An 18379-nucleotide genomic window follows, 5' to 3' on the forward strand; every position below is an offset into this window, starting at 1 on the left:
CCACCATGCACCTATGTCCCATAGTTACTGTAGGCCATATGCATTGATTAAAGCAGCTAGTCCACCCTGGTAACCTGAACCTACTGCAGCAAATTTCCACTCACCATTATGTCGGTACAGCTCACAAAATACTACAGCCGTTTCAATACTGAAATCTTCACCTAAATCGTAACGCAATACCTCTGATCCCGACTCTTCGTTCGTCAATCGTACATAGGCATTTAAGACTTGCCCGAAGTTTTGATGACGTCCCTCGGCATCGTAAATAGTAACCGTCACTACAATTTTTTCTATTTGAGGTGATACTTGCTTTAAGTTGACAAGAATTTTTTCATCATCCCCATCCCCTGCACCTGTACGATTATCTCCCGTATGGACAACAGACTGGTCTGGGCTGGCTAGATTATTATAGAAAATAAAGTCCTGTTCATTACGACATTTACCTGAAGCATCTAGTAAAAATACAGATGCATCCAGGTCAAAGTCTTGGCCACCATCAAATTGCTTTACATCCCAGCCTAAACCAATGCCAATGCTATTTAAGCCTGGATCTTGCTTTGTTAAATCAATACGTTGCCCTTTACTTAATTGTATAGCCATTCAAAAATCTCCCTTTCTGTCCAAAGATGAAATTTTAGTTTACACTTAAGCCATAATCATTACATAAAGCAGCTAAGCCACCTTGATAGCCTGCACCAATCGCATTAAATTTCCATTCTCCGTTATGACGATATAATTCCCCTACAACAATAGCTGTTTCAATACTGAAGTCCTCGCCTAAATCATAGCGAATAATTTCTTCGTTGGAAGCAGCATTCATAATACGAATATAGGCATTAGACACCATACCGAAGTTTTGACTGCGAGACTCTGCATCATGAATTGTTACTGTGAAGGCTAGTCGCTGAACATGAGCAGGTACTTGAGTTAATGCCACTTTCACCACTTCATCGTCACCTTCGCCTACACCTGTTAAATTATCGCCTGAATGCTCAACTGAACCATTGCCACCTGTAGTGTTGTTATAAAAAATAAAATCATTTTGATCTGCAACTTTACCTGTATCAGCAAGTAAAAACACAGAGGAGTCTAAGTCAAAATCATGACCACCATCATATTTATTTGTATCCCAGCCTAAACCTACAACCACATTCGTTAATCCTGGATTTGTTTTAGTTAAATCTACCTTTTGACCTTTTTGTAGTGAAATGCCCATAATTTTTATTCCTCCTATTTAGTCAATTATTTATTGATATCTTCGAACAACGTCGCCAAGCTTTATGTCATTTGTTCCCGTACCAACCGCAGCAAATTTCCATTCGTTATTATGACGGTAAATTTCTCCACATACTAACGTCGTTAAATTCGAATAATTATCAGTTAAATTATAGCGAATTAGTTCGCTTCCTGTCCTGTCATCATACACACGAATATATGCATTATGAATCATACCAAAGTGTTGATTGCGACCTGCCGCATCATAAATGTTTACAACAAACACAAGCTTGTTATATTGCGAAGGTACAGACGATAGTTCAATTGTAATTACCTCATCATCACCATCACCATCACCTGTTAAATTATCACCTGAATGTCGAACAGAACCGCAGCTACTTGTTAATTTTCCGAAATAAACAACATCGTCACCCGCTACAACCTTATCATCTTGTAACATTAATACCGAAGCATCACAGTCGATACTTCTGCCACTGCCACTATTTCTGCTAGAAAATAAACCACCTAAAAAGCCGCCACTTTTCTCTTGGCCTACAGGGTCCCACCCTAAACCAACTTTAATTTTATTTAATCCTGCGTTACCCTTTGTTAAATCAACTCTTTGTCCTTTTTGTAAATTAATCCCCAATTCTAACACCCTCCTAAAATATGTATTTCAGTCGAAAGATTTTATGGTAAGCAATAATCTACTAAGCTAAAAGATTTCTACTTAAATTAAGTCTAAAATAACGTGACAAAAAATTCAATTAATGGCTCCAAAAAGGTGTTTTCTCTTATTTTTGAAAGCCCCTCACGTCTTTTTCTATACTATAAAACGTTTTTGTAGTAAAAATGTTCCTTTTATATCCAATGGTCCAAGCAGCTAAAAAAACCTTCTAACTTGTAGAAGGCTATTGTCTTATTTACTAACTTTTCATTTTTGGATCAAGTGCATCTCGTAGTCCATCACCCATTAGATTAAAGCCTAAAACTGTTAACATAATAGCTAAACCAGGGAAAATCATCGTCCACGGAGCATTTAATAAAAACTTCCGTGCATCCGCTAACATTTTTCCCCATTCTGGTGCTGGAGCTTGAGCCCCTAGCCCAAGAAAACCTAATGCTGCCGCTTCAATAATGGCTGTCGCAATTGCTAGTGTTCCCTGTACAATTATTGGGGTTATGGAATTCGGCAAAATATGCGAAAATAGAATTCGTGCATCACGCATACCAATTGCTTTTGCCGCTACTATATATTCCTCTTCCTTGACACTTAAAACCTTAGAACGGATTAAGCGCCCAAAATTCGGTACGTTAATAATAGCAATGGCGATTAATGCATTTTGTAAAGATGGACCAAGCACTGATACTACTGCAATCGCTAGTAGCATACTAGGGAAAGCTAGCATAATATCAAAAATACGTGAAATTATCGTATCGATCCATTTTCCATAATAACCTGCAATGATGCCAAGTAAACTACCAATTATCACGGACAAAATAACAGAGAAAAAGCCTACCCATAGCGAAATCCTTGCACCGTGAATGATCCTCGAAAAAATATCCCGTCCAAAATCATCCGTTCCAAACCAATGATCAGCGGATGGTGCCAGTAAACGCTTCGTTAAATCTTGTTCATTGATGCCCTGTGGTGCAATGAACGGACCAATGACAGCTAGTATAATAAAAAATATAACAATTCCTGCTCCAACAAGGGATAATTTACTCTTTTTAAAACTACGCCACCCTTCGAGCCATGGACCTACTGCCTTTTCTCGAACTGGTGATACTTCTTTTTTTATATCGATTGCTCCAGTCATCATTGCAACTCCCTTCTATTTGTATTTAATCCGTGGGTCGACTACTGTGTACAGTAAATCCACGATTAAGTTAATCATGATGAAGATAAATGCAACGACGAGAATACCTGATTGAATAACGGGATAATCCCTGAAGCCAATCGCATCATAAATATAACGACCAATTCCTGGCCAACTAAAAATCGTCTCTGTTAAAATGGCCCCACCTAGCAGTAATCCAGTTTGTAGACCAATTACCGTTAACACAGGAATAACTGCATTCTTTAATGCATGCTTATAAACAACAATAAACATTTTTTGCCCTTTTGCTCTTGCAGTCCTTACATAATCTGAACGCATAACTTCCAGCATGGAGGACCTTGTGATTCTCGCAATGATAGCCATCGGAATCGTTGCAAGTGCTACTCCTGGTAATATTAATCGCTTTATGACTTCGATGAATTGATCAAAGCGGCCTTGAATGAGCGTATCCAATAAATAGAAATGGGTTATGGCGGTAATTGGATTTCGCACATCTTCTCGACCAGATGTAGGCAGCCATCCAAGCTTACTACTAAATGTCCATTGCTCCATCAAACCAAGCCAGAACACGGGTACAGATACACCGATTAACGCTATAATCATTGCTGTATAATCAAACCAAGAATTTTGGAACCACGCAGAAATAATGCCAGCATTCACACCAATAACAATCGCAATGATCATCGCAAATAGTGCAAGTTCGGCCGTTGCTGCTAAGTATGGGAAAATTTCTTCTGATACAGGTAGTTTCGTACGTAGGGAAACCCCTAAATCTCCCTGAAAAATACCTGCTAAGTAACTAAAATATTGTGTATACCACGGCTTATCTAATCCTAAACTTGCGTTTAACGCCTCGACCGCCTCTTTTGTTGCCTGTTGTCCTAAAATAACCTGTGCTGGATTTCCAGGAATTGCCCGTATCAACATAAAGACGATAAAAGTCATTCCAAGCAAAACTGGGATTAGTTGAAGTAAACGTCTCCCCATATAGTGAAGCATTTTCATCACCTCTCTATGATTTTCATAATCTACTGTGAAGTCTTTATATACTGTTGAAAGGTTGAGCCTTCACTAAACGGTTTTGAATGTTTAGTTGAATTCTTTCATACAGGAAATAATCATTATCTTTACTTGAAAAGAATCTGCGAGATTTCCACGGCTTACCCGCAGAAAAGCAAGCAGATTCTTCACATTCCTTTGTTCAATTAAAAATGATGAAATTTACTATTGAATATCTACTGCATCTAAACGGTCAGAACCAGTAGGATGCGCAATGTAATTTGTAACTTTCTTGTTAGCAGCTAAAATTGGAATAGAGTGAGCAAGTGGAACCCATGGAGCATCCTCAGAAATAATTACTTGAGCTTGCTTATAAAGTTCATTACGCTTGTCTTCATCAATCTCAGTTTGAGCAGCTGTTAATATCTTGTGTAATTCTGGATTATCATAGAACGTATAGTTATTAGAACCAATATTATCTCCGTCTAATAACGTGTATAGGAAGTTATCCGCATCCCCATTATCGCCTGTCCAGCCAAGTAGGAATGCATCCGCTTCACCGTTTTGAGCTTTTTCTAAATACGTAGCCCATTCAAATGACACAATTTTAGATTTAATACCCACGTCTTCTAAGTTCTTTTGAATCGCTTCAGCCACTTTTTGTCCGTCTGGCATGTATGGACGTGGTACTGGCATTGCCCATAGCTCAATTTCCTTGCCATCGTAGCCTGCTTCAGCAAGTAATGCTTTCGCTTTTTCAGGATCATACGTATAGCCTGTCACTTCATCGTTATAACCAGAAATTACTGGTGGCATTGGGTTTTTCGCTGGCTCAGCTAGCCCTTCATAAAATGCATCTACTAATGCTTGTTTATCAATTGCATAGTTGACTGCTTGACGCACTTTTACATTATCAAAAGGAGGACGTGTAACAGTTAAACCAAGGTAACCAACGTTCATAGATGGACGTTCGATTAACTGTAAATTTGCATCGCCTTCGATTGTTGCTTTATCAGATGGGCTTAAGCCATCAGCTACATCAATATTGCCTGCTAATAAATCATTTAAACGTGCTGAGTTTTCTGGAATAGAACGATAAATTACTTTATCTAATTTAGGATAGCCATCAATATAGTAATCCGGGTTTTTCTCAATTGTGATTGAATCATTACGTACCCAGCTAACAAATTTGAATGGACCTGTTCCTACAGGATTTGCAGATAAACCTTCTTCATCTGCTTCAAATGCTGTTGGAGAAGCAATCGCAAATGGAGACATTGCTAAATTTTTCAGGAATGGTGCTTGAGGTTGACTTAACTTAAAGACAACTGTGTAGTCTCCCTCTGCAGTTACTGATTCAATTACTTGCTTGTCACCAACGACAAATTGCGAGCTAAAGTAAGGGTGTTTATCTGCACCTGTTTTCCAACGTTCAATATTTTTAACAACAGCCTCAGCATTGAAATCTGTGCCATCATGGAATTTCACACCTTCTTGTAGCTGGAAAGTATACGTTAAACCATCCTCTGATGCCTCCCATGATTTGGCTAAGCCTGGTTGAATTGTTACATCTTGCTCTCCGAAGTTTACAAGTGTTTCATAAATATTAGCTGTCACCGTGAAGGATTCACCGTCTGTAACAACAGCAGGGTCAAGTGCTACAGAATCTCCACCACGACCATACACTAAAATTTTTGGTTCTCCACTGCTAGCAGTATCGCCACCAGTTGAAGTATCTTTACTACCCGTATCCTTAGTATCTGAGCCGCCACATGCTGCTAAGATTGTCGAGAGAATAAGGAGTAGCATTACACCTAAAGTCCAAAACTTCTTTTTCTTCATCGAATTTCCCCCTATGAGTTTTTATATCATTTAATGTTGTAGCGCCTCGTAAAGATGGCAAGCAACATAATGACCTGGTTTCACTTCTTGCATTTTAGGTACTACCTGTGAGCACTGATCCTTTTTAAATGGACATCTCGTATGGAATGTACAACCGCTTGGCGGATTTGATGCACTTGGAATATCTCCAGAAATGATGATCTGTTCCCGTTCAAACGTAGGATCTGGAACAGGAACCGAAGATAAAAGTGCTTGTGTATATGGATGAAGCGGTTCAGCATATAAATCCTCACTCGCTGTCAGCTCAACTAATTTACCTAAATACATAACGCCAACTCGATTACTAATATGACGCACAACCCCTAAATCATGGGAAATAAAAATATAAGTTAGCCTTAAATCCTTTTGCAGCTTTTGCAATAAATTCAAAACCTGTGCCTGGATGGATACATCAAGTGCAGATACTGGCTCGTCCGCAATAATTAAGCGTGGATTGGTCATCAGGGCTCTAGCAATGCCAATACGTTGCCTTTGCCCTCCACTAAATTGATGCGGATAGCGTTTGATATGATATTCATTCAATCCAACAATCTCAAGTAGCTCCAACACTTTTTGTTTTCGCTCTTTGGCATTACCTATCCCATGAACAATAAGAGGCTCCTCTAAAATTTTGCCGATGTTATGGCGAGGATTTAGTGAGGCATAGGGATCCTGAAAAATCATTTGAATATCTCTACGTGCCTTCCTCATTTCATTGTTGGATAATTCTGAAATCATTTTGCCTGCGAATTCTATCCTGCCTCCAGTGGGCTCTAGTAAACGCATTAATAAGCGACCCGTTGTGGATTTACCACAGCCTGATTCGCCAACAATTCCTAATGTTTCTCCTTCAAACACTTCAAAGGAAACATCATCTACAGCCTTTACATCCCCGGCATGTGAATTAAGGACTCCTTTTCGAATCGGAAAATATTTTTTTAACCCCTCAACCTTTAATAACGCTTTCGACACGTTGCTCCACCTCCTGCTTTTCTAGTAAAAAACATCTCGATTTATGATCCTCTGCTGCTTCAAATAAAGGTGGTGTTTCCTGTAAACAACGTTCCATTGCATATTCACAGCGTGCCGCAAAACGACAGCCTACCTGAATACTTCCTGGTTTCGGTACACTTCCAGGAATGGAGTATAAATTTTCCTTTTTATAACGCATGTCAGGTACTGATTGAATAAGTCCTTGTGTGTAGGGATGTTTAGGATTAGTGAAAATTTCATGAATCGGCGCCTCTTCCACTATTTGTCCTGCATACATAACAATCACTCGCTCACAGGTTTCCGCGACAACCCCCAGATCATGTGTAATTAACAACACAGCTGTATTCAATCGTTTATTTAAGTCTTTCATAAGCTGTAAAATTTGGGCTTGTATTGTAACATCCAATGCAGTTGTAGGCTCATCCGCAATCAATACTTGAGGGTCACAGACAAGTGCCATAGCAATCATCACACGTTGACGCATACCGCCAGACAGCTGATGTGGGTAGTCCTTTAGCAAATCCTCAGCACGTGGTAGACCCACCAATTTCATAATTTCAACCGCTCTTGCAAACGCTTCCTTTTTTGACCATTTTGGATTATGGATTAATATAGCCTCCTTTAACTGGTCACCAATCGTGAACAAGGGGTTTAGCGAAGTCATCGGCTCTTGGAAAATCATTGCAATGTCTTTTCCACGTATTTTTTGCATTTGCTTATCCGTACATTTAGCAATATTTTTGCCATCTAGCAAAATTTCTCCACCCGTTATCTTACCTGGTGGTGATGGAATTAATCCCATGATGGACAGCGACGTAACACTTTTACCACTTCCCGATTCTCCTACAATCCCTAAAATTTCCCCTTCATGGACAGAAAAATCGATATCGTCTACAGCAGGAATTTGCCCATTATCTGTGAAAAAGGTTGTTTTCAAACCTTTTATTTCTAGTAGTTTTTTCCTCATGTGTAACGCCCCACCCTACCTATATTTTACTTAAATGTATAATAATATTAATAGAATACTATAACTTTCGTTAAATTCCTTATTTTCAGATAATTCTAACTAAAAACCCTTACTCTTTCAATCATTAATATTCTGCAAATTACATAGAATTTCTACAATAATCGCCTTCCATAATAATAAAATCTTATAAAGAGATAATTTTTTACTTTTTTCAAAAAAAAATAGCCTTCCATTTTCGAATAAATGAAAGACTTTTTTTGAAAAAATTTCTTAAACCGTTTAATTTTCGGAAAATTTTAATCTAAGTGCTGTACTTGGAATAAATTATAATATGTTCCTTGACTGTCCATTAACTGTTCATGTGTTCCACTTTCGATTAATTGACCATGATCGATGACGAAAATCTTGTCAGCATGGGTAATTGTAGAAAGACGGTGCGCAATAATAATAGTTGTTCGTTCATGAGCAAGCTTGTCTAATGATTCTTGAATCAGTGCTTCACTTTCTAGATCTAATGCAGAAGTAGCCTCGTCCAGGATTAAAATTGGTGGATTTTTTAAAAACACACGCGCAATGGCAACTCGTTGTTTTTGTCCGCCAGAGAGCTTTACTCCTCTTTCCCCAACCTTTGTGTCATAACCATTAGGCAGACTCATAATAAAGTCATGGGCATTTGCCGCTTTGGCTGCTTCGATGACCTGTGCATCTGTTGCATCTGGTCTCCCCATTAAGATATTCTCTTTGACAGAATCACTAAAAAGTATATTATCTTGCAGGACAATACCAATTTGAGATCGTAAGGAATGTAAAGTGACATCCCGTACATCTTTTCCATCAATGGTCACTTGCCCGCTTGTTGTATCATAAAAGCGAGGAATTAAACTGATAATCGTTGACTTACCACCACCACTCATCCCTACAAAGGCAACAGTCTCCCCAGGATTTATCGTTAAATCGATAGCATCTATAATAGGTGAGCCAGTTTCTTCATATTGGAAGGATACATTGTGAAAGCGAACCTGCCCATTTGCACGTGGGAGTTCACCAGCATAGTCCTTATCCTTCACTTCATAAGGCTCATCTATTAAATCGAACATTCGATCCATTGAAGCGATTGACTGTGTTAAAGTTGTGGACGAGCTAACAAGTCGACGAAGTGGGCCATATAAACGTTCAATATAAGCAATAAAAGCAACCATTGTTCCAACTGAAAGTGACCCATTTATTACTTGATAGCCCGCATAGGCTATAACTAGTAATGGTGCTACATCTGTAATGGTATTCACGACAGCAAATGATTTTGCGTTCCACTTTGTTTGATCAAGCGCTTTTTCTAAAAACTCACCGTTTGCTGAATCGAACAATTTTTGCTCATGCTTTTCTAAAGTAAAGCTTTTAATAATGCTCATACCAGCTACACGTTCATGTAAATAGCTTTGTACACCTGCAAGTGCTTGAGAACGTTTCCGTGTCAAATCTCTCAATTTGCCAAAGAAGTATTTCACACTGAAAGCATAAAATGGAAATGCGATCAATGCTACTAGTGTTAGCTTCACATCCATGGTTAGCATAATGGCAATCGCAATTACAATCGTCGCCAAATCTAACCAAACATTCATTAACCCCGTCATGACAAAGGTTTTTGTTTGTTCAACGTCATTAATTACCCTTGAAATAACATCCCCTGCCCGTGTATTGGCATAATACCTTAAGCTTAAACGCTGTAAATGTGCATAAATTTCCTTACGAATATCAAATAGTACCTTGTTGCTTACGTGTTGTGCAAAATATTGTCGATAATACTCAATAGGTGGACGGATAATAAAGAACACAATAATAGTTCCACCTAGCCAATAAAATAGTTCTTTTGTTTTTTCTACATCTGTTAAGTCATCTGCTGCAATAATATCGTCTAGCACAATCTTAATGAGCAGTGGAATAAATAGTGGAATAGCAAATTTTACTATACCAATGATAATCGTTAAAATAATTTCCCATGTATATGGTTTAACAAAGCGCATATATCGCTTAATGCTTCCCAATTTATCATCACATCCTTACAAAAAGAAACAGACATTCGAAGATGAATGCCCTAAGTATTATAGCAATATTTTGATTAAAATACAGTTATGATGACTTTATAGCGAACTATTTTACCTTTACCTTAACAACACTCTGTCCCCTCCAATAAAAAAACACCTATTAGTTAAACTAATAGGTGTCATGATTGATCATCTGACTGCATATCAAGCTGGAACTTGTAACGATTTGTCCAGACATCGATGAAATCGGGTGCAAATGGTCCTCTTTTTTGTTGAATCCAGCTTATTAATTTATCGACATTGCGCTTTAAAATCTTATCTATGACATCAGGATAAGACATTTCCTTACGATGGAGCTCATATTCATCCTCGTCTAAAAGGGTATAAGACATGTCAGGAAAAACTTTAATATCTAAATCATAGTCGATATATTTAATGGCATTATTATCGAAAACAAATGGTGAGCTTAGATTGCAATAATAATACACACCGTCTTCACGTAGCATACAGATGATGTTAAACCAGTGTTCCGCATGGAAGTAGCAAATAGAGGGCTCTCTCGTTAGCCATGTACGACCATCGGATTCTGTCACAAGTGTCCGTTCATTCGCACCGATTACGATATTTTTCGTTCCTTTTAAAACCATCGTTTCTTGCCAAACACGGTGGATACGGCCATTGTGCTTATAACTATGTATTTGTATCGTTTCTCCTTCTACCGGTAATGCCATTTTGTTAGCCCACCTTTTCGTCTATGCTACCTAAATCTAGCAGTCTCTAGTATATTATAGCAATGTGTACGCGAAAGGTGTAGTTAGAAAACCACAAATTTCACTACGCTATTTTGAATTTGTATAAAATTTAGTCAATTATAAGCGAATTTTATTATAATGTCAGCTTTGATGGGATTTTTTAGTTAATGCCATAGAGAATTTCCTTTTAAGCTGACGATTTACTTACCTAAACAATTTAAAAGGGGCTGTCTTTTTCATCTTTTCGGATTTAAGACAGCCCCTTAGAGGTAAATGCAATTATGCAGTTACAAAGTGTTACTCACCTAAATCTTGGTTAGTTTTTGAGAAACGGCCAGAAGCTGGAGCTTTCTTTTGCTCTGCTTTCGCATTTTGCTTTTGCACTTCATTTACGTCCGTTTCATAACCAAACTCTTCACTTTGACGTTGCATGTTTTTATTCGGTTGGAAATTTTGGTTGTTTTGTTTTTTCATCATTCATTCACCTCCACGCTAGTTATTGTGTACGGAGGTGATGACTTTTATGCTCATGTATCAATGATTTTAAGAAGGTTTTATTTTCCTGCCGTTTGCTTTTTTACTTCATCCCAAATTTTTAGCATAGGCACAGGCATCGGTAAAAGTTCTATTTGCTCACGATTTAGCCAATCACCTAGCTCAGTCGATTCGCATTTTATATAATAGCTATTTAAATGCCAAGTTAAATGTGAAAAAACATGTTTAAATGTAAGTAATTCATGTTTGGCTTGGACAATTACTTTATATTCCATTGTAAAGTTTTCTACCGAAGATTGGCTTGTATCAATCATTGGAAATTGCCATAGATTAGCTAGCAGGCCTTGCTCAGGACGTTGTTGCATTAAAAATTGTCCTTTGTCATTTTCATATACGAGAACATCATATGTGAGATGCTTCATTTTTATCTTTTTTGATTTGACAGGTAATTTTTCTGGTTCTCCCTCATTAAAAGCTGTGCAATACTCTCTGACTGGGCATAATAAACATTTTGGAGAGGTAGGTGTACAAATAAGTGCACCCAGCTCCATTAAGCCCTGGTTAAACGATGAAGCATGATCAGGATCAATTAGTTCCTCAACCGCACTTTCGAAAATTTTCTTCGTTTTGGGAATAGCTATATCTTCATGTATATCAAGCACTCTACTTAGAACCCGCATAACATTACCGTCAACTGCATGTTCAGGCTTATTATAGGCAATACTTAAAATAGCACCTGCAGTATAGGGACCAACACCTTTTAATTTAGATATTTCATGGCGATTGTCAGGTACTATACCACCGTAATTTTCTATAACCTCACGAGCACCTGCTTGTAAATTGCGAGCACGAGAATAATAGCCAAGACCTTCCCAATGCTTTAATAAGTATTCTTGGGGTGCTTCCGCAAGCAAATCTAATGTTGGAAAACTTTCCATAAAGCGATTGTAATAAGGAATAACTGTGTCGACACGTGTCTGTTGTAGCATCACTTCAGATACCCAAATTTTATAAGGATCTGTTGTGTGTCTCCACGGTAAATCACGCTTCTCTGTGTTAAACCAGTCAACTAATGATTGTCGAAATTCTGTTACATATGGGTAATTCACAGTGACCTCCGTTGTTTTTACGATTTAATTTATGATGAAAAGGGTATACAATGAAGAAAAGAATATTCGTGGAAGATCGACAATAATCGTCGCTTACGCACGAGTGTCAGAATATTTCAATATACCTTTTATTATGTTCGAAATAAAGTTGTATGCACATTGTACTCGATTTTAATGCATACTAGGAGTGGATATTTTTGGATTCAGGTACACATTTCGTTATGGGTATTGCCCTTGGCGGTCTTGCATTAGCTGACCCTGTAGTAGCCAATCATTCAATGACTTTTACAGCAGTAATGGCAGGTACAATTATTGGCTCACAAGCTCCAGATGTCGACACTGTGTTAAAACTACGTAATAACGCCATCTATATCAGACATCATCGAGGAATTACACACTCACTACCAGCTGTAGTTTTATGGCCAATTTTAATTACAATTGTTTTATCACTGATTTTGCAAGATGTGAATGTGTTACATTTATGGCTTTGGACATTTTTAGCTGTTGCACTTCATGTTTTTGTCGATATTTTTAACGCGTATGGTACACAAGCAATTCGACCTTTCTCTCGAAAATGGGTTGCGTTAGGTGTCATTAATACCTTCGATCCCATCATTTTTACCTTACATTGTGTAGGTATTGTGTTATGGGCATTTGGCACAAATCCAGTATGGACATTCAGTATCATGTACGTGGTTATCGTGATTTACTATATTTTGCGTTTTGCTGTGCAAAAAGCAGTAAAAAACGCGGTGCATCATACTATTCAAGATGAAGAATATGTCATTGTAGCACCTACTATGCGCTTCTTCCACTGGCGAATCGCAGCAAAGTCCAAAACTCATTATTATGTTGGCCGTGCTTATGGAAGGACTGTTAATATTTACGATAAATTCGAAATTAAGCCTTTGCCTAAAACTGCGCTTGTAGATGCTGCAATGAAAGATCCTAACTTAGCTGCATTTGTGTCTTTCTCTCCTATGTATCGATGGGAGATTTCCGAGCTTGAAAACGGCCTAATAGAATTAAGGTTAATCGATTTGCGTTACCGTAGTGACAATCGCTATCCTTTCGTTGCCGTAGCACATTTAAATGATGCGAATGACATTATTACGTCTTACACAGGCTGGATCTTTACAGAAGATAAGCTCCAGAAAAAACTACAAATTGGTGCGAGTAATTAAGCAGTAAACCCTGACCAATATTGGTCAGGGTTTTTATTATTGTACCATGTCATCACTAGCATCTAGTAAATGTATATACTTCGGATTGCGCCCTGCAAAAGCATGTAGTTTATCACCATAGCTAGCAATTAATTGACGAACAAGATTTTCTGTATACTCTGCCCCACGATAATCATACCCTGCTTTCGCGGCAGTTGATTCAAAGTCACTCCATAACAACTCCACCCAAACCTGTGCCCGTCCAACAGACATCTGAGGATTCTTTGCAAGTAACTCTTGTGTTAGTTTCTCAATTTTTTCATCCATTTATTTGCCCACCTTTACTGGTGAAAGGATAGATACTGGTAGTGCCTCTTGGTACTTGTCTCCGCCTAAACGATGACCCCAAGCAAAGCGTCCCTTCAAATAATCTACTTGGAAAAACTCATTATCTGAACCATCAATACGATACATTTCTCCTGGAACGATTGTATCAAGATCCACTAAATAAGCCGCAGCCATTAAAGCTTTGCGTTCATAAACAGCAAACTCATTGATGATCCCTAGCTGTTCTGCCTTTCGAGCTTTCTCTTTTAGAAAAGCAATTTCCTCTCGCAATTCATGTTCAGACATAGCTGCATAATTTTTTTCACTCATTCTTCATTCTCCTTCTCTTCTATAAAACGATCTATTACTTCTATAGGAAAACCCTTTTGATAGAGCGCCTGTTTAACCTTCATTTTTAGCTCATAACCAGTATACTTCGATACGTACTTTTTCCAAACTTTTTCGCCTTGAGCATCAAGTAGCTGCTGCCAGTTGTCATCATCCTGCCCTATCTCAACTTGGCTAAGCACCTCTTCAACAATCGAGAAAGCATACCCTTTTCTTAATAAGTAATCCTGAATTTTGGTCTTAATCTGTGTTGGGGTCTTCTTGCTTTCCGCTCGAACAATTTTCTCTGCCAGTTGCTTCGCCAGTTTTACTTGTTCCTCAAAACTATATGTAGCAAGCACCTCATCCTGCAAGTTTTTCTCAATGCCTTTTTTGATCATGTCTTGTCTAATGGCTCTTGGTCCTTTTTTCATAGTTGCTTTCTTTGTATCAAGAAGAGCCTTTGAATAGTTTTCATCATTAATAAAGCCATAGGATTTTAACTTTTGAATTGCCTCTAACACTACAGCTTCTCCAAACTCTAAGTTGAGCAGTTTTTTCTTAACCTCATGCTCACTTCGCATTTGATATGAAAGGAAGTTTAACCCCTTATTAAATGCCTTACGTATCTCATCTTCATAGGCAATCTCTTGAATTTCGAATTCATCGAGCACCTTTCCCTTTGTTAAACCAAATTGAATGAGAATGGCTTCATCAACCGGAAAAGCATACTCTTCATTTAAATAGATATTATAGCGTTCAGGATTGTTTTTTTGACGTGCAATTTTTGTAATCATACGCATAGCAAACACCTCACTATTATCATTATAGCATTTCTTTATGGGGGATCTGACAATTAGCACGGTTAATTTCCCTATGTTCGCGGGCATTCTCTTCCCTTCCACGGGTAAACTTTCTTCTCTGCAATTAATGCCTAAAGATGTTTACTTTTTGGTTACATGATAAACTTAAAAGTAAGCGTTTTATTCGAGAAAAGAGGTGCTTGTTATGAAAATAGTGATTGCAGGTGGCACTGGCTTTGTTGGAAATGCTCTTATACAGCTATTGCAGCACAACGGACACGACATTTTTGTCTTAACGCGTCATAAGTCAAAGCTAGAAAATGGCGTTCACTATGTTCAATGGCTACATCAGCAGGAGCAAGCTTTGGAAATCTTTGAAGATGTAGATGCCTTTGTGAATTTAGCAGGTGTTTCATTAAATAATGGTCGTTGGACAAAAAAGCAAAAGAAAGTTATCTATTGGAGCAGAATGAATGCCACATTAGAGATTATACGTATAATGGACATGCTCACGATAAAACCAAAAGTCCTTGTCAATGCTAGTGCGGTTGGTATATACCCAACTTCCACACAAGCCATCTATGATGAAGATTTTACGGATTACGCAACTGATTTTTTAGGCACTACAGTCCACGATTGGGAGCGACATGCGAAACGAGCAGAAGCATTAGGTATTCGTGTGGCTCTTGCACGCTTTGGTGTCATTTTAGGTAGAAATAGTGGCGCACTTCCACCAATGCTATTGCCCTATCAAATGCATATAGGTGGAACGATCGGCTCTGGAGAGCAATGGCTTTCATGGGTACATATTGAAGATGTAGCACGTGCTATTTATTTTGCTATTACAAATGAAAATATTCATGGACCATTTAATATAACAGCCCCGCATCCTATGAGAATGAAGGAATTTGGTCAAACGATTGCCGAAGTCATGGGCAGACGTCATTGGCTGCCTGTTCCTAGCTTTGCGATGCGTTTAGCTCTCGGCGAACAAAGCACACTTGTTTTAGAAGGACAACAAGTGCTACCAACCCTATTAGAACAACAACATTTTATATTTAAATACCCTTATTTAAAGCAAGCACTTGAAAATTTGTTAAAGGCTCAAAATTAGAAAAAATTAAGTTGGATAATTTTTTTAGTAATTACGCATTCTAATGAAAAAGAAAGGATGCGTTTTTATGTGGAAACAACATATTGTTGGTGCGGTAATTGCTACTTTTATTATTGCCGCAGGAATTAGCTTTAATCCATTTTTTGCTGCTGGTTCTGATGAACACCATTGGGGCTTTAAACGTGCTAAAAACGGTGAGCAGGCAGAGGCAGGAGCACAGCTCGATCAGTTACTTGACAAATATGGTGCGATTTATAAAGGGAAGGCAGATAAAAAAATTGCCTATTTAACATTTGATAATGGCTATGAAAACGGCTTTACTGAAAGTATTTTGGATACATTGAAAAAAGAAAATGTACCTGCTACTTTCTTTTTAACAGGCCATTACTTAGACAGTGCAAGCGACTTAGTGAAACGCATGGTGAAGGATGGTCATACTATCGGGAATCACTCATATGGTCACCCAAATATGGCTCGACTTTCACCAGATGGCATGCGTGCAGAATGGCAAAAGTTCGATGGCAAGTTACGTGAATTGACAGGCATCGATCGTACAACATATGCTCGTCCACCTGAAGGAATTTTTAATGCAAAAGTGCTAGAGGTGGGTAATGCAGAAGGTTATCGCCATATTTTCTGGTCTGTGGCCTTTAAGGATTGGATGAAGGATGAGCGTCGTGGGGCAGATTATGCTTATAATGCACTTATGGAACAACTGCATCCTGGTGCCGTTATTTTAATGCATACCGTAGCACAGGATAATGCGGAAGCATTACCAATGTTTATTGCAGAAGCTAAAAAGCAAGGTTATACGTTCTTATCGCTTGACGATTTAGTATTAGAATATGAAGATTTCCCTGTTGCTTTGCAATCGCCTGCTCCTTCGCTATAATGGGGAGATGACAATATAGAGCAGGGACGTGGAACGTTTGACGCAGCAAACAACAATGACCGTGGGACAAAAATTCCCACTAACAATAAAAAGGCTAGGCATTAATGGTGAAGGTGTAGGTTTTTATAAACGTAATGTGATATTTGTAAAAGGAGCCATTCCTGGTGAAGAGATCACAGCTCAAGTAACAAAAACACAACGTAATTTTGCTGAAGCAGAGATATTAGCCATTCGTAAAGCTTCAAAACATCGTCAGGAAGCACCTTGCCCAGTGTACAATGAGTGCGGGGGCTGCCAGCTTCAGCATATGACCTATGAAAAACAGCTAATAGAAAAGCGAGACATTGTTATACAAGCATTAGAGCGTTATGCCAAACCTTTACTCGAAACAATTGAAGTGAGAAAAACACTTGGCATGGATGATCCTTGGCATTATCGTAATAAAAGCCAATTCCAAGTACGTAAAGAAGGCAAGCGTGTTTACGCAGGTTTATTTGCTGAAGGAAGTAATAAGCTGTTAAACATTAATGATTGCCTTGTTCAGCACCCAATTACTTCCAAAATCACCGTTGCCACTCGAAAAATTTTGCAAAAGCTAAATATCACTATTTACGATGGTCGTACGCTAGATGGTTTAGTGCGTACGATTGTTGTACGTACAGGTATTCGTACCGGGGAGACACAAGTCGTTCTTGTCACAACAAGGAAAGAAATCCCTCATTTAGCTGAATTGATTACACGTATTAAAAAAATTGATCCGAGTATTGTATCCATTGCACAAAATATTAACCGTGAAAAAACATCATTAATCTTCGGTGATGAAACTGTTGTACTTGATGGCAAAGAAACCATTCATGAAGAGCTTGGCGAATTGGCCTTTGATTTATCTGCCCGCGCCTTCTTCCAACTAAATCCAAAGCAAACAGTTCATCTTTATAATGAAATTAAAAAGGCTGCTGCTTTAACGGGAAAAGAAACAGTGGTTGATGCATACTGTGGCGTTGGCACAATTGGATTATGGTTAGCGGATAAAGCGAAGGAAGTTCGAGGAATGGATGTCATTCCTGAAAGCATTCAGGATGCTCGTAAAAATGCTCGAAATCATGGCTTCAAGCATACGAAATATGCAGTCGGTACAGCGGAAAGTGTTCTAGCGAAATGGCGTAAGGAAGGATTTACTCCTGATGTGATTACGGTAGATCCACCACGTACAGGACTAGCACCTGAATTTATTCGAACAGTCCTTAAACTAAAACCTAAACGTTTTGTTTATACCTCCTGTAACCCATCCACTTTGGCAAAGGACTTACAACTATTATCTAAGCTTTATCATGTTGAGTATATTCAGCCTGTGGATATGTTCGCACAAACGGCGCAGGTGGAATGCGTTGCAAAACTTGTTTTAAAAAACAAATAGTATGAAAAGGACGTTTCCCTAGGAGACGTCCTTTTTCTAATG

At 38.4% G+C, this 18379-nt stretch carries 19 protein-coding genes; 4 read left to right on the forward strand and 15 right to left on the reverse strand.

All coding sequences use genetic code 11. From position 1 onward, the window contains the following. Positions 1-24: 24 nt before the first annotated feature. From VK91_RS17915 to mutY, 12 genes are all read right to left on the reverse strand, one after another. Entirely contained in the window at positions 25-600 is a 576-nt protein-coding gene (locus VK91_RS17915; RefSeq protein WP_016994007.1) for a TerD family protein, read from the reverse strand. 34 nt (positions 601-634) lie between these two features. After that, positions 635-1216: a TerD family protein gene (locus tag VK91_RS17920; RefSeq protein WP_048394760.1), complete on the reverse strand. Its 582-nt coding sequence runs from the start codon at positions 1214-1216 to the stop codon at positions 635-637. 30 nt (positions 1217-1246) lie between these two features. Next, positions 1247-1864 carry a TerD family protein gene (locus tag VK91_RS17925; RefSeq protein WP_048394762.1) on the reverse strand — a complete coding sequence of 206 codons (618 nt, stop codon included), beginning with the start codon at positions 1862-1864 and terminating at the stop codon, positions 1247-1249. Between the two features lie 277 nt (positions 1865-2141). Further along, positions 2142-3038 carry a nickel transporter permease gene (nikC, locus tag VK91_RS17930; RefSeq protein WP_048394764.1) on the reverse strand — a complete coding sequence of 299 codons (897 nt, stop codon included), beginning with the start codon at positions 3036-3038 and terminating at the stop codon, positions 2142-2144. Between the two features lie 12 nt (positions 3039-3050). Next, on the reverse strand, positions 3051-4055 hold the full coding sequence (locus VK91_RS17935) for an ABC transporter permease (protein ID WP_048394767.1): 1005 nt from the start codon (positions 4053-4055) through the stop codon (positions 3051-3053). Between the two features lie 225 nt (positions 4056-4280). Then, complete coding sequence (locus tag VK91_RS17940) at positions 4281-5897, reverse strand: ABC transporter substrate-binding protein (RefSeq protein ID WP_048394768.1); 1617 nt, start codon at positions 5895-5897, stop codon at positions 4281-4283. A 30-nt stretch (positions 5898-5927) separates the two neighbouring features. Continuing rightward, positions 5928-6908 (reverse strand): ABC transporter ATP-binding protein, encoded by a 981-nt coding sequence (locus tag VK91_RS17945; protein ID WP_048394771.1) that lies wholly within the window; start codon positions 6906-6908, stop codon positions 5928-5930. Continuing rightward, entirely contained in the window at positions 6883-7896 is a 1014-nt protein-coding gene (locus tag VK91_RS17950) for an ABC transporter ATP-binding protein (RefSeq protein ID WP_048394773.1), read from the reverse strand. The genes VK91_RS17945 and VK91_RS17950 overlap by 26 nt, the downstream gene beginning before the upstream one ends. Before the next feature lie 296 nt (positions 7897-8192). After that, the gene (locus VK91_RS17955; RefSeq protein ID WP_048394775.1) at positions 8193-9938 is read right to left on the reverse strand and encodes an ABC transporter ATP-binding protein; all 1746 of its coding nucleotides are present in this window, start codon (positions 9936-9938) and stop codon (positions 8193-8195) included. A gap of 179 nt (positions 9939-10117) precedes the next feature. Beyond that, the gene (locus VK91_RS17960) at positions 10118-10669 is read right to left on the reverse strand and encodes a DUF402 domain-containing protein (protein WP_004230486.1); all 552 of its coding nucleotides are present in this window, start codon (positions 10667-10669) and stop codon (positions 10118-10120) included. Positions 10670-10987: 318 nt separating this feature from the next. Next, positions 10988-11167: a gamma-type small acid-soluble spore protein gene (locus VK91_RS17965; protein WP_004230485.1), complete on the reverse strand. Its 180-nt coding sequence runs from the start codon at positions 11165-11167 to the stop codon at positions 10988-10990. A 77-nt stretch (positions 11168-11244) separates the two neighbouring features. Next, positions 11245-12294, reverse strand: a complete 1050-nt coding sequence (gene mutY / locus VK91_RS17970) for an A/G-specific adenine glycosylase (RefSeq protein ID WP_048394777.1) — start codon at positions 12292-12294, stop codon at positions 11245-11247. Between the two features lie 197 nt (positions 12295-12491). On the opposite strand from mutY, the gene VK91_RS17975 reads away from it, so the two are divergent. Further along, positions 12492-13478 carry a metal-dependent hydrolase gene (locus VK91_RS17975; protein WP_048394778.1) on the forward strand — a complete coding sequence of 329 codons (987 nt, stop codon included), beginning with the start codon at positions 12492-12494 and terminating at the stop codon, positions 13476-13478. Between the two features lie 36 nt (positions 13479-13514). On the opposite strand, the gene VK91_RS17980 is transcribed toward VK91_RS17975, so the two are convergent. Genes VK91_RS17980 through recX form a run of 3 tightly spaced genes read right to left on the reverse strand, consistent with a single transcriptional unit; the run spans position 13515 to position 14914 of the window. Beyond that, positions 13515-13784, reverse strand: a complete 270-nt coding sequence (locus VK91_RS17980) for a YfhJ family protein (RefSeq protein ID WP_048394780.1) — start codon at positions 13782-13784, stop codon at positions 13515-13517. Beyond that, positions 13785-14114 (reverse strand): YfhH family protein, encoded by a 330-nt coding sequence (locus tag VK91_RS17985; RefSeq protein ID WP_036076977.1) that lies wholly within the window; start codon positions 14112-14114, stop codon positions 13785-13787. Then, positions 14111-14914 (reverse strand): recombination regulator RecX, encoded by an 804-nt coding sequence (gene recX / locus VK91_RS17990; RefSeq protein WP_036219262.1) that lies wholly within the window; start codon positions 14912-14914, stop codon positions 14111-14113. Before recX ends, VK91_RS17985 begins: the two co-directional genes overlap by 4 nt. Positions 14915-15119: 205 nt before the next feature. Between recX and VK91_RS17995 the strand changes: the two genes are divergently transcribed. The 3 genes from VK91_RS17995 to rlmD all read left to right on the forward strand — a co-directional run bounded on the left by VK91_RS17995 (position 15120) and on the right by rlmD (position 18337). Then, positions 15120-16028, forward strand: coding sequence for a TIGR01777 family oxidoreductase (locus tag VK91_RS17995; RefSeq protein WP_048394782.1), 909 nt, complete (start codon positions 15120-15122; stop codon positions 16026-16028). Between the two features lie 67 nt (positions 16029-16095). Further along, positions 16096-16920: a polysaccharide deacetylase family protein gene (locus tag VK91_RS18000; protein WP_009371550.1), complete on the forward strand. Its 825-nt coding sequence runs from the start codon at positions 16096-16098 to the stop codon at positions 16918-16920. A gap of 37 nt (positions 16921-16957) precedes the next feature. Next, the gene (gene rlmD / locus VK91_RS18005; protein WP_048394901.1) at positions 16958-18337 is read left to right on the forward strand and encodes a 23S rRNA (uracil(1939)-C(5))-methyltransferase RlmD; all 1380 of its coding nucleotides are present in this window, start codon (positions 16958-16960) and stop codon (positions 18335-18337) included. Positions 18338-18379: the final 42 nt, after the last annotated feature.

It is taken from the genome of Lysinibacillus sp. LK3, from assembly GCF_001043675.1.
GTDB classification, from domain to species: domain Bacteria; phylum Bacillota; class Bacilli; order Bacillales_A; family Planococcaceae; genus Lysinibacillus; species Lysinibacillus capsici.

Bases quoted from the DNA above. Each gene is read 5' to 3' on its own strand.
- VK91_RS17915 (WP_016994007.1), bottom strand. From the start codon at position 600: ATGGCTATACAATTAAGTAAAGGGCAACGTATTGATTTAACAAAGCAA.
- VK91_RS17920 (WP_048394760.1), bottom strand. From the start codon at position 1,216: ATGGGCATTTCACTACAAAAAGGTCAAAAGGTAGATTTAACTAAAACA.
- nikC (WP_048394764.1), bottom strand. From the start codon at position 3,038: ATGATGACTGGAGCAATCGATATAAAAAAAGAAGTATCACCAGTTCGA.
- VK91_RS17935 (WP_048394767.1), bottom strand. From the start codon at position 4,055: ATGCTTCACTATATGGGGAGACGTTTACTTCAACTAATCCCAGTTTTG.
- VK91_RS17940 (WP_048394768.1), bottom strand. From the start codon at position 5,897: ATGAAGAAAAAGAAGTTTTGGACTTTAGGTGTAATGCTACTCCTTATT.
- VK91_RS17950 (WP_048394773.1), bottom strand. From the start codon at position 7,896: ATGAGGAAAAAACTACTAGAAATAAAAGGTTTGAAAACAACCTTTTTC.
- VK91_RS17960 (WP_004230486.1), bottom strand. From the start codon at position 10,669: ATGGCATTACCGGTAGAAGGAGAAACGATACAAATACATAGTTATAAG.
- VK91_RS17965 (WP_004230485.1), bottom strand. From the start codon at position 11,167: ATGATGAAAAAACAAAACAACCAAAATTTCCAACCGAATAAAAACATG.
- VK91_RS17980 (WP_048394780.1), bottom strand. From the start codon at position 13,784: ATGGATGAAAAAATTGAGAAACTAACACAAGAGTTACTTGCAAAGAAT.
- VK91_RS17985 (WP_036076977.1), bottom strand. From the start codon at position 14,114: ATGAGTGAAAAAAATTATGCAGCTATGTCTGAACATGAATTGCGAGAG.
- recX (WP_036219262.1), bottom strand. From the start codon at position 14,914: ATGCGTATGATTACAAAAATTGCACGTCAAAAAAACAATCCTGAACGC.
- VK91_RS17995 (WP_048394782.1), top strand. From the start codon at position 15,120: ATGAAAATAGTGATTGCAGGTGGCACTGGCTTTGTTGGAAATGCTCTT.
- VK91_RS18000 (WP_009371550.1), top strand. From the start codon at position 16,096: ATGTGGAAACAACATATTGTTGGTGCGGTAATTGCTACTTTTATTATT.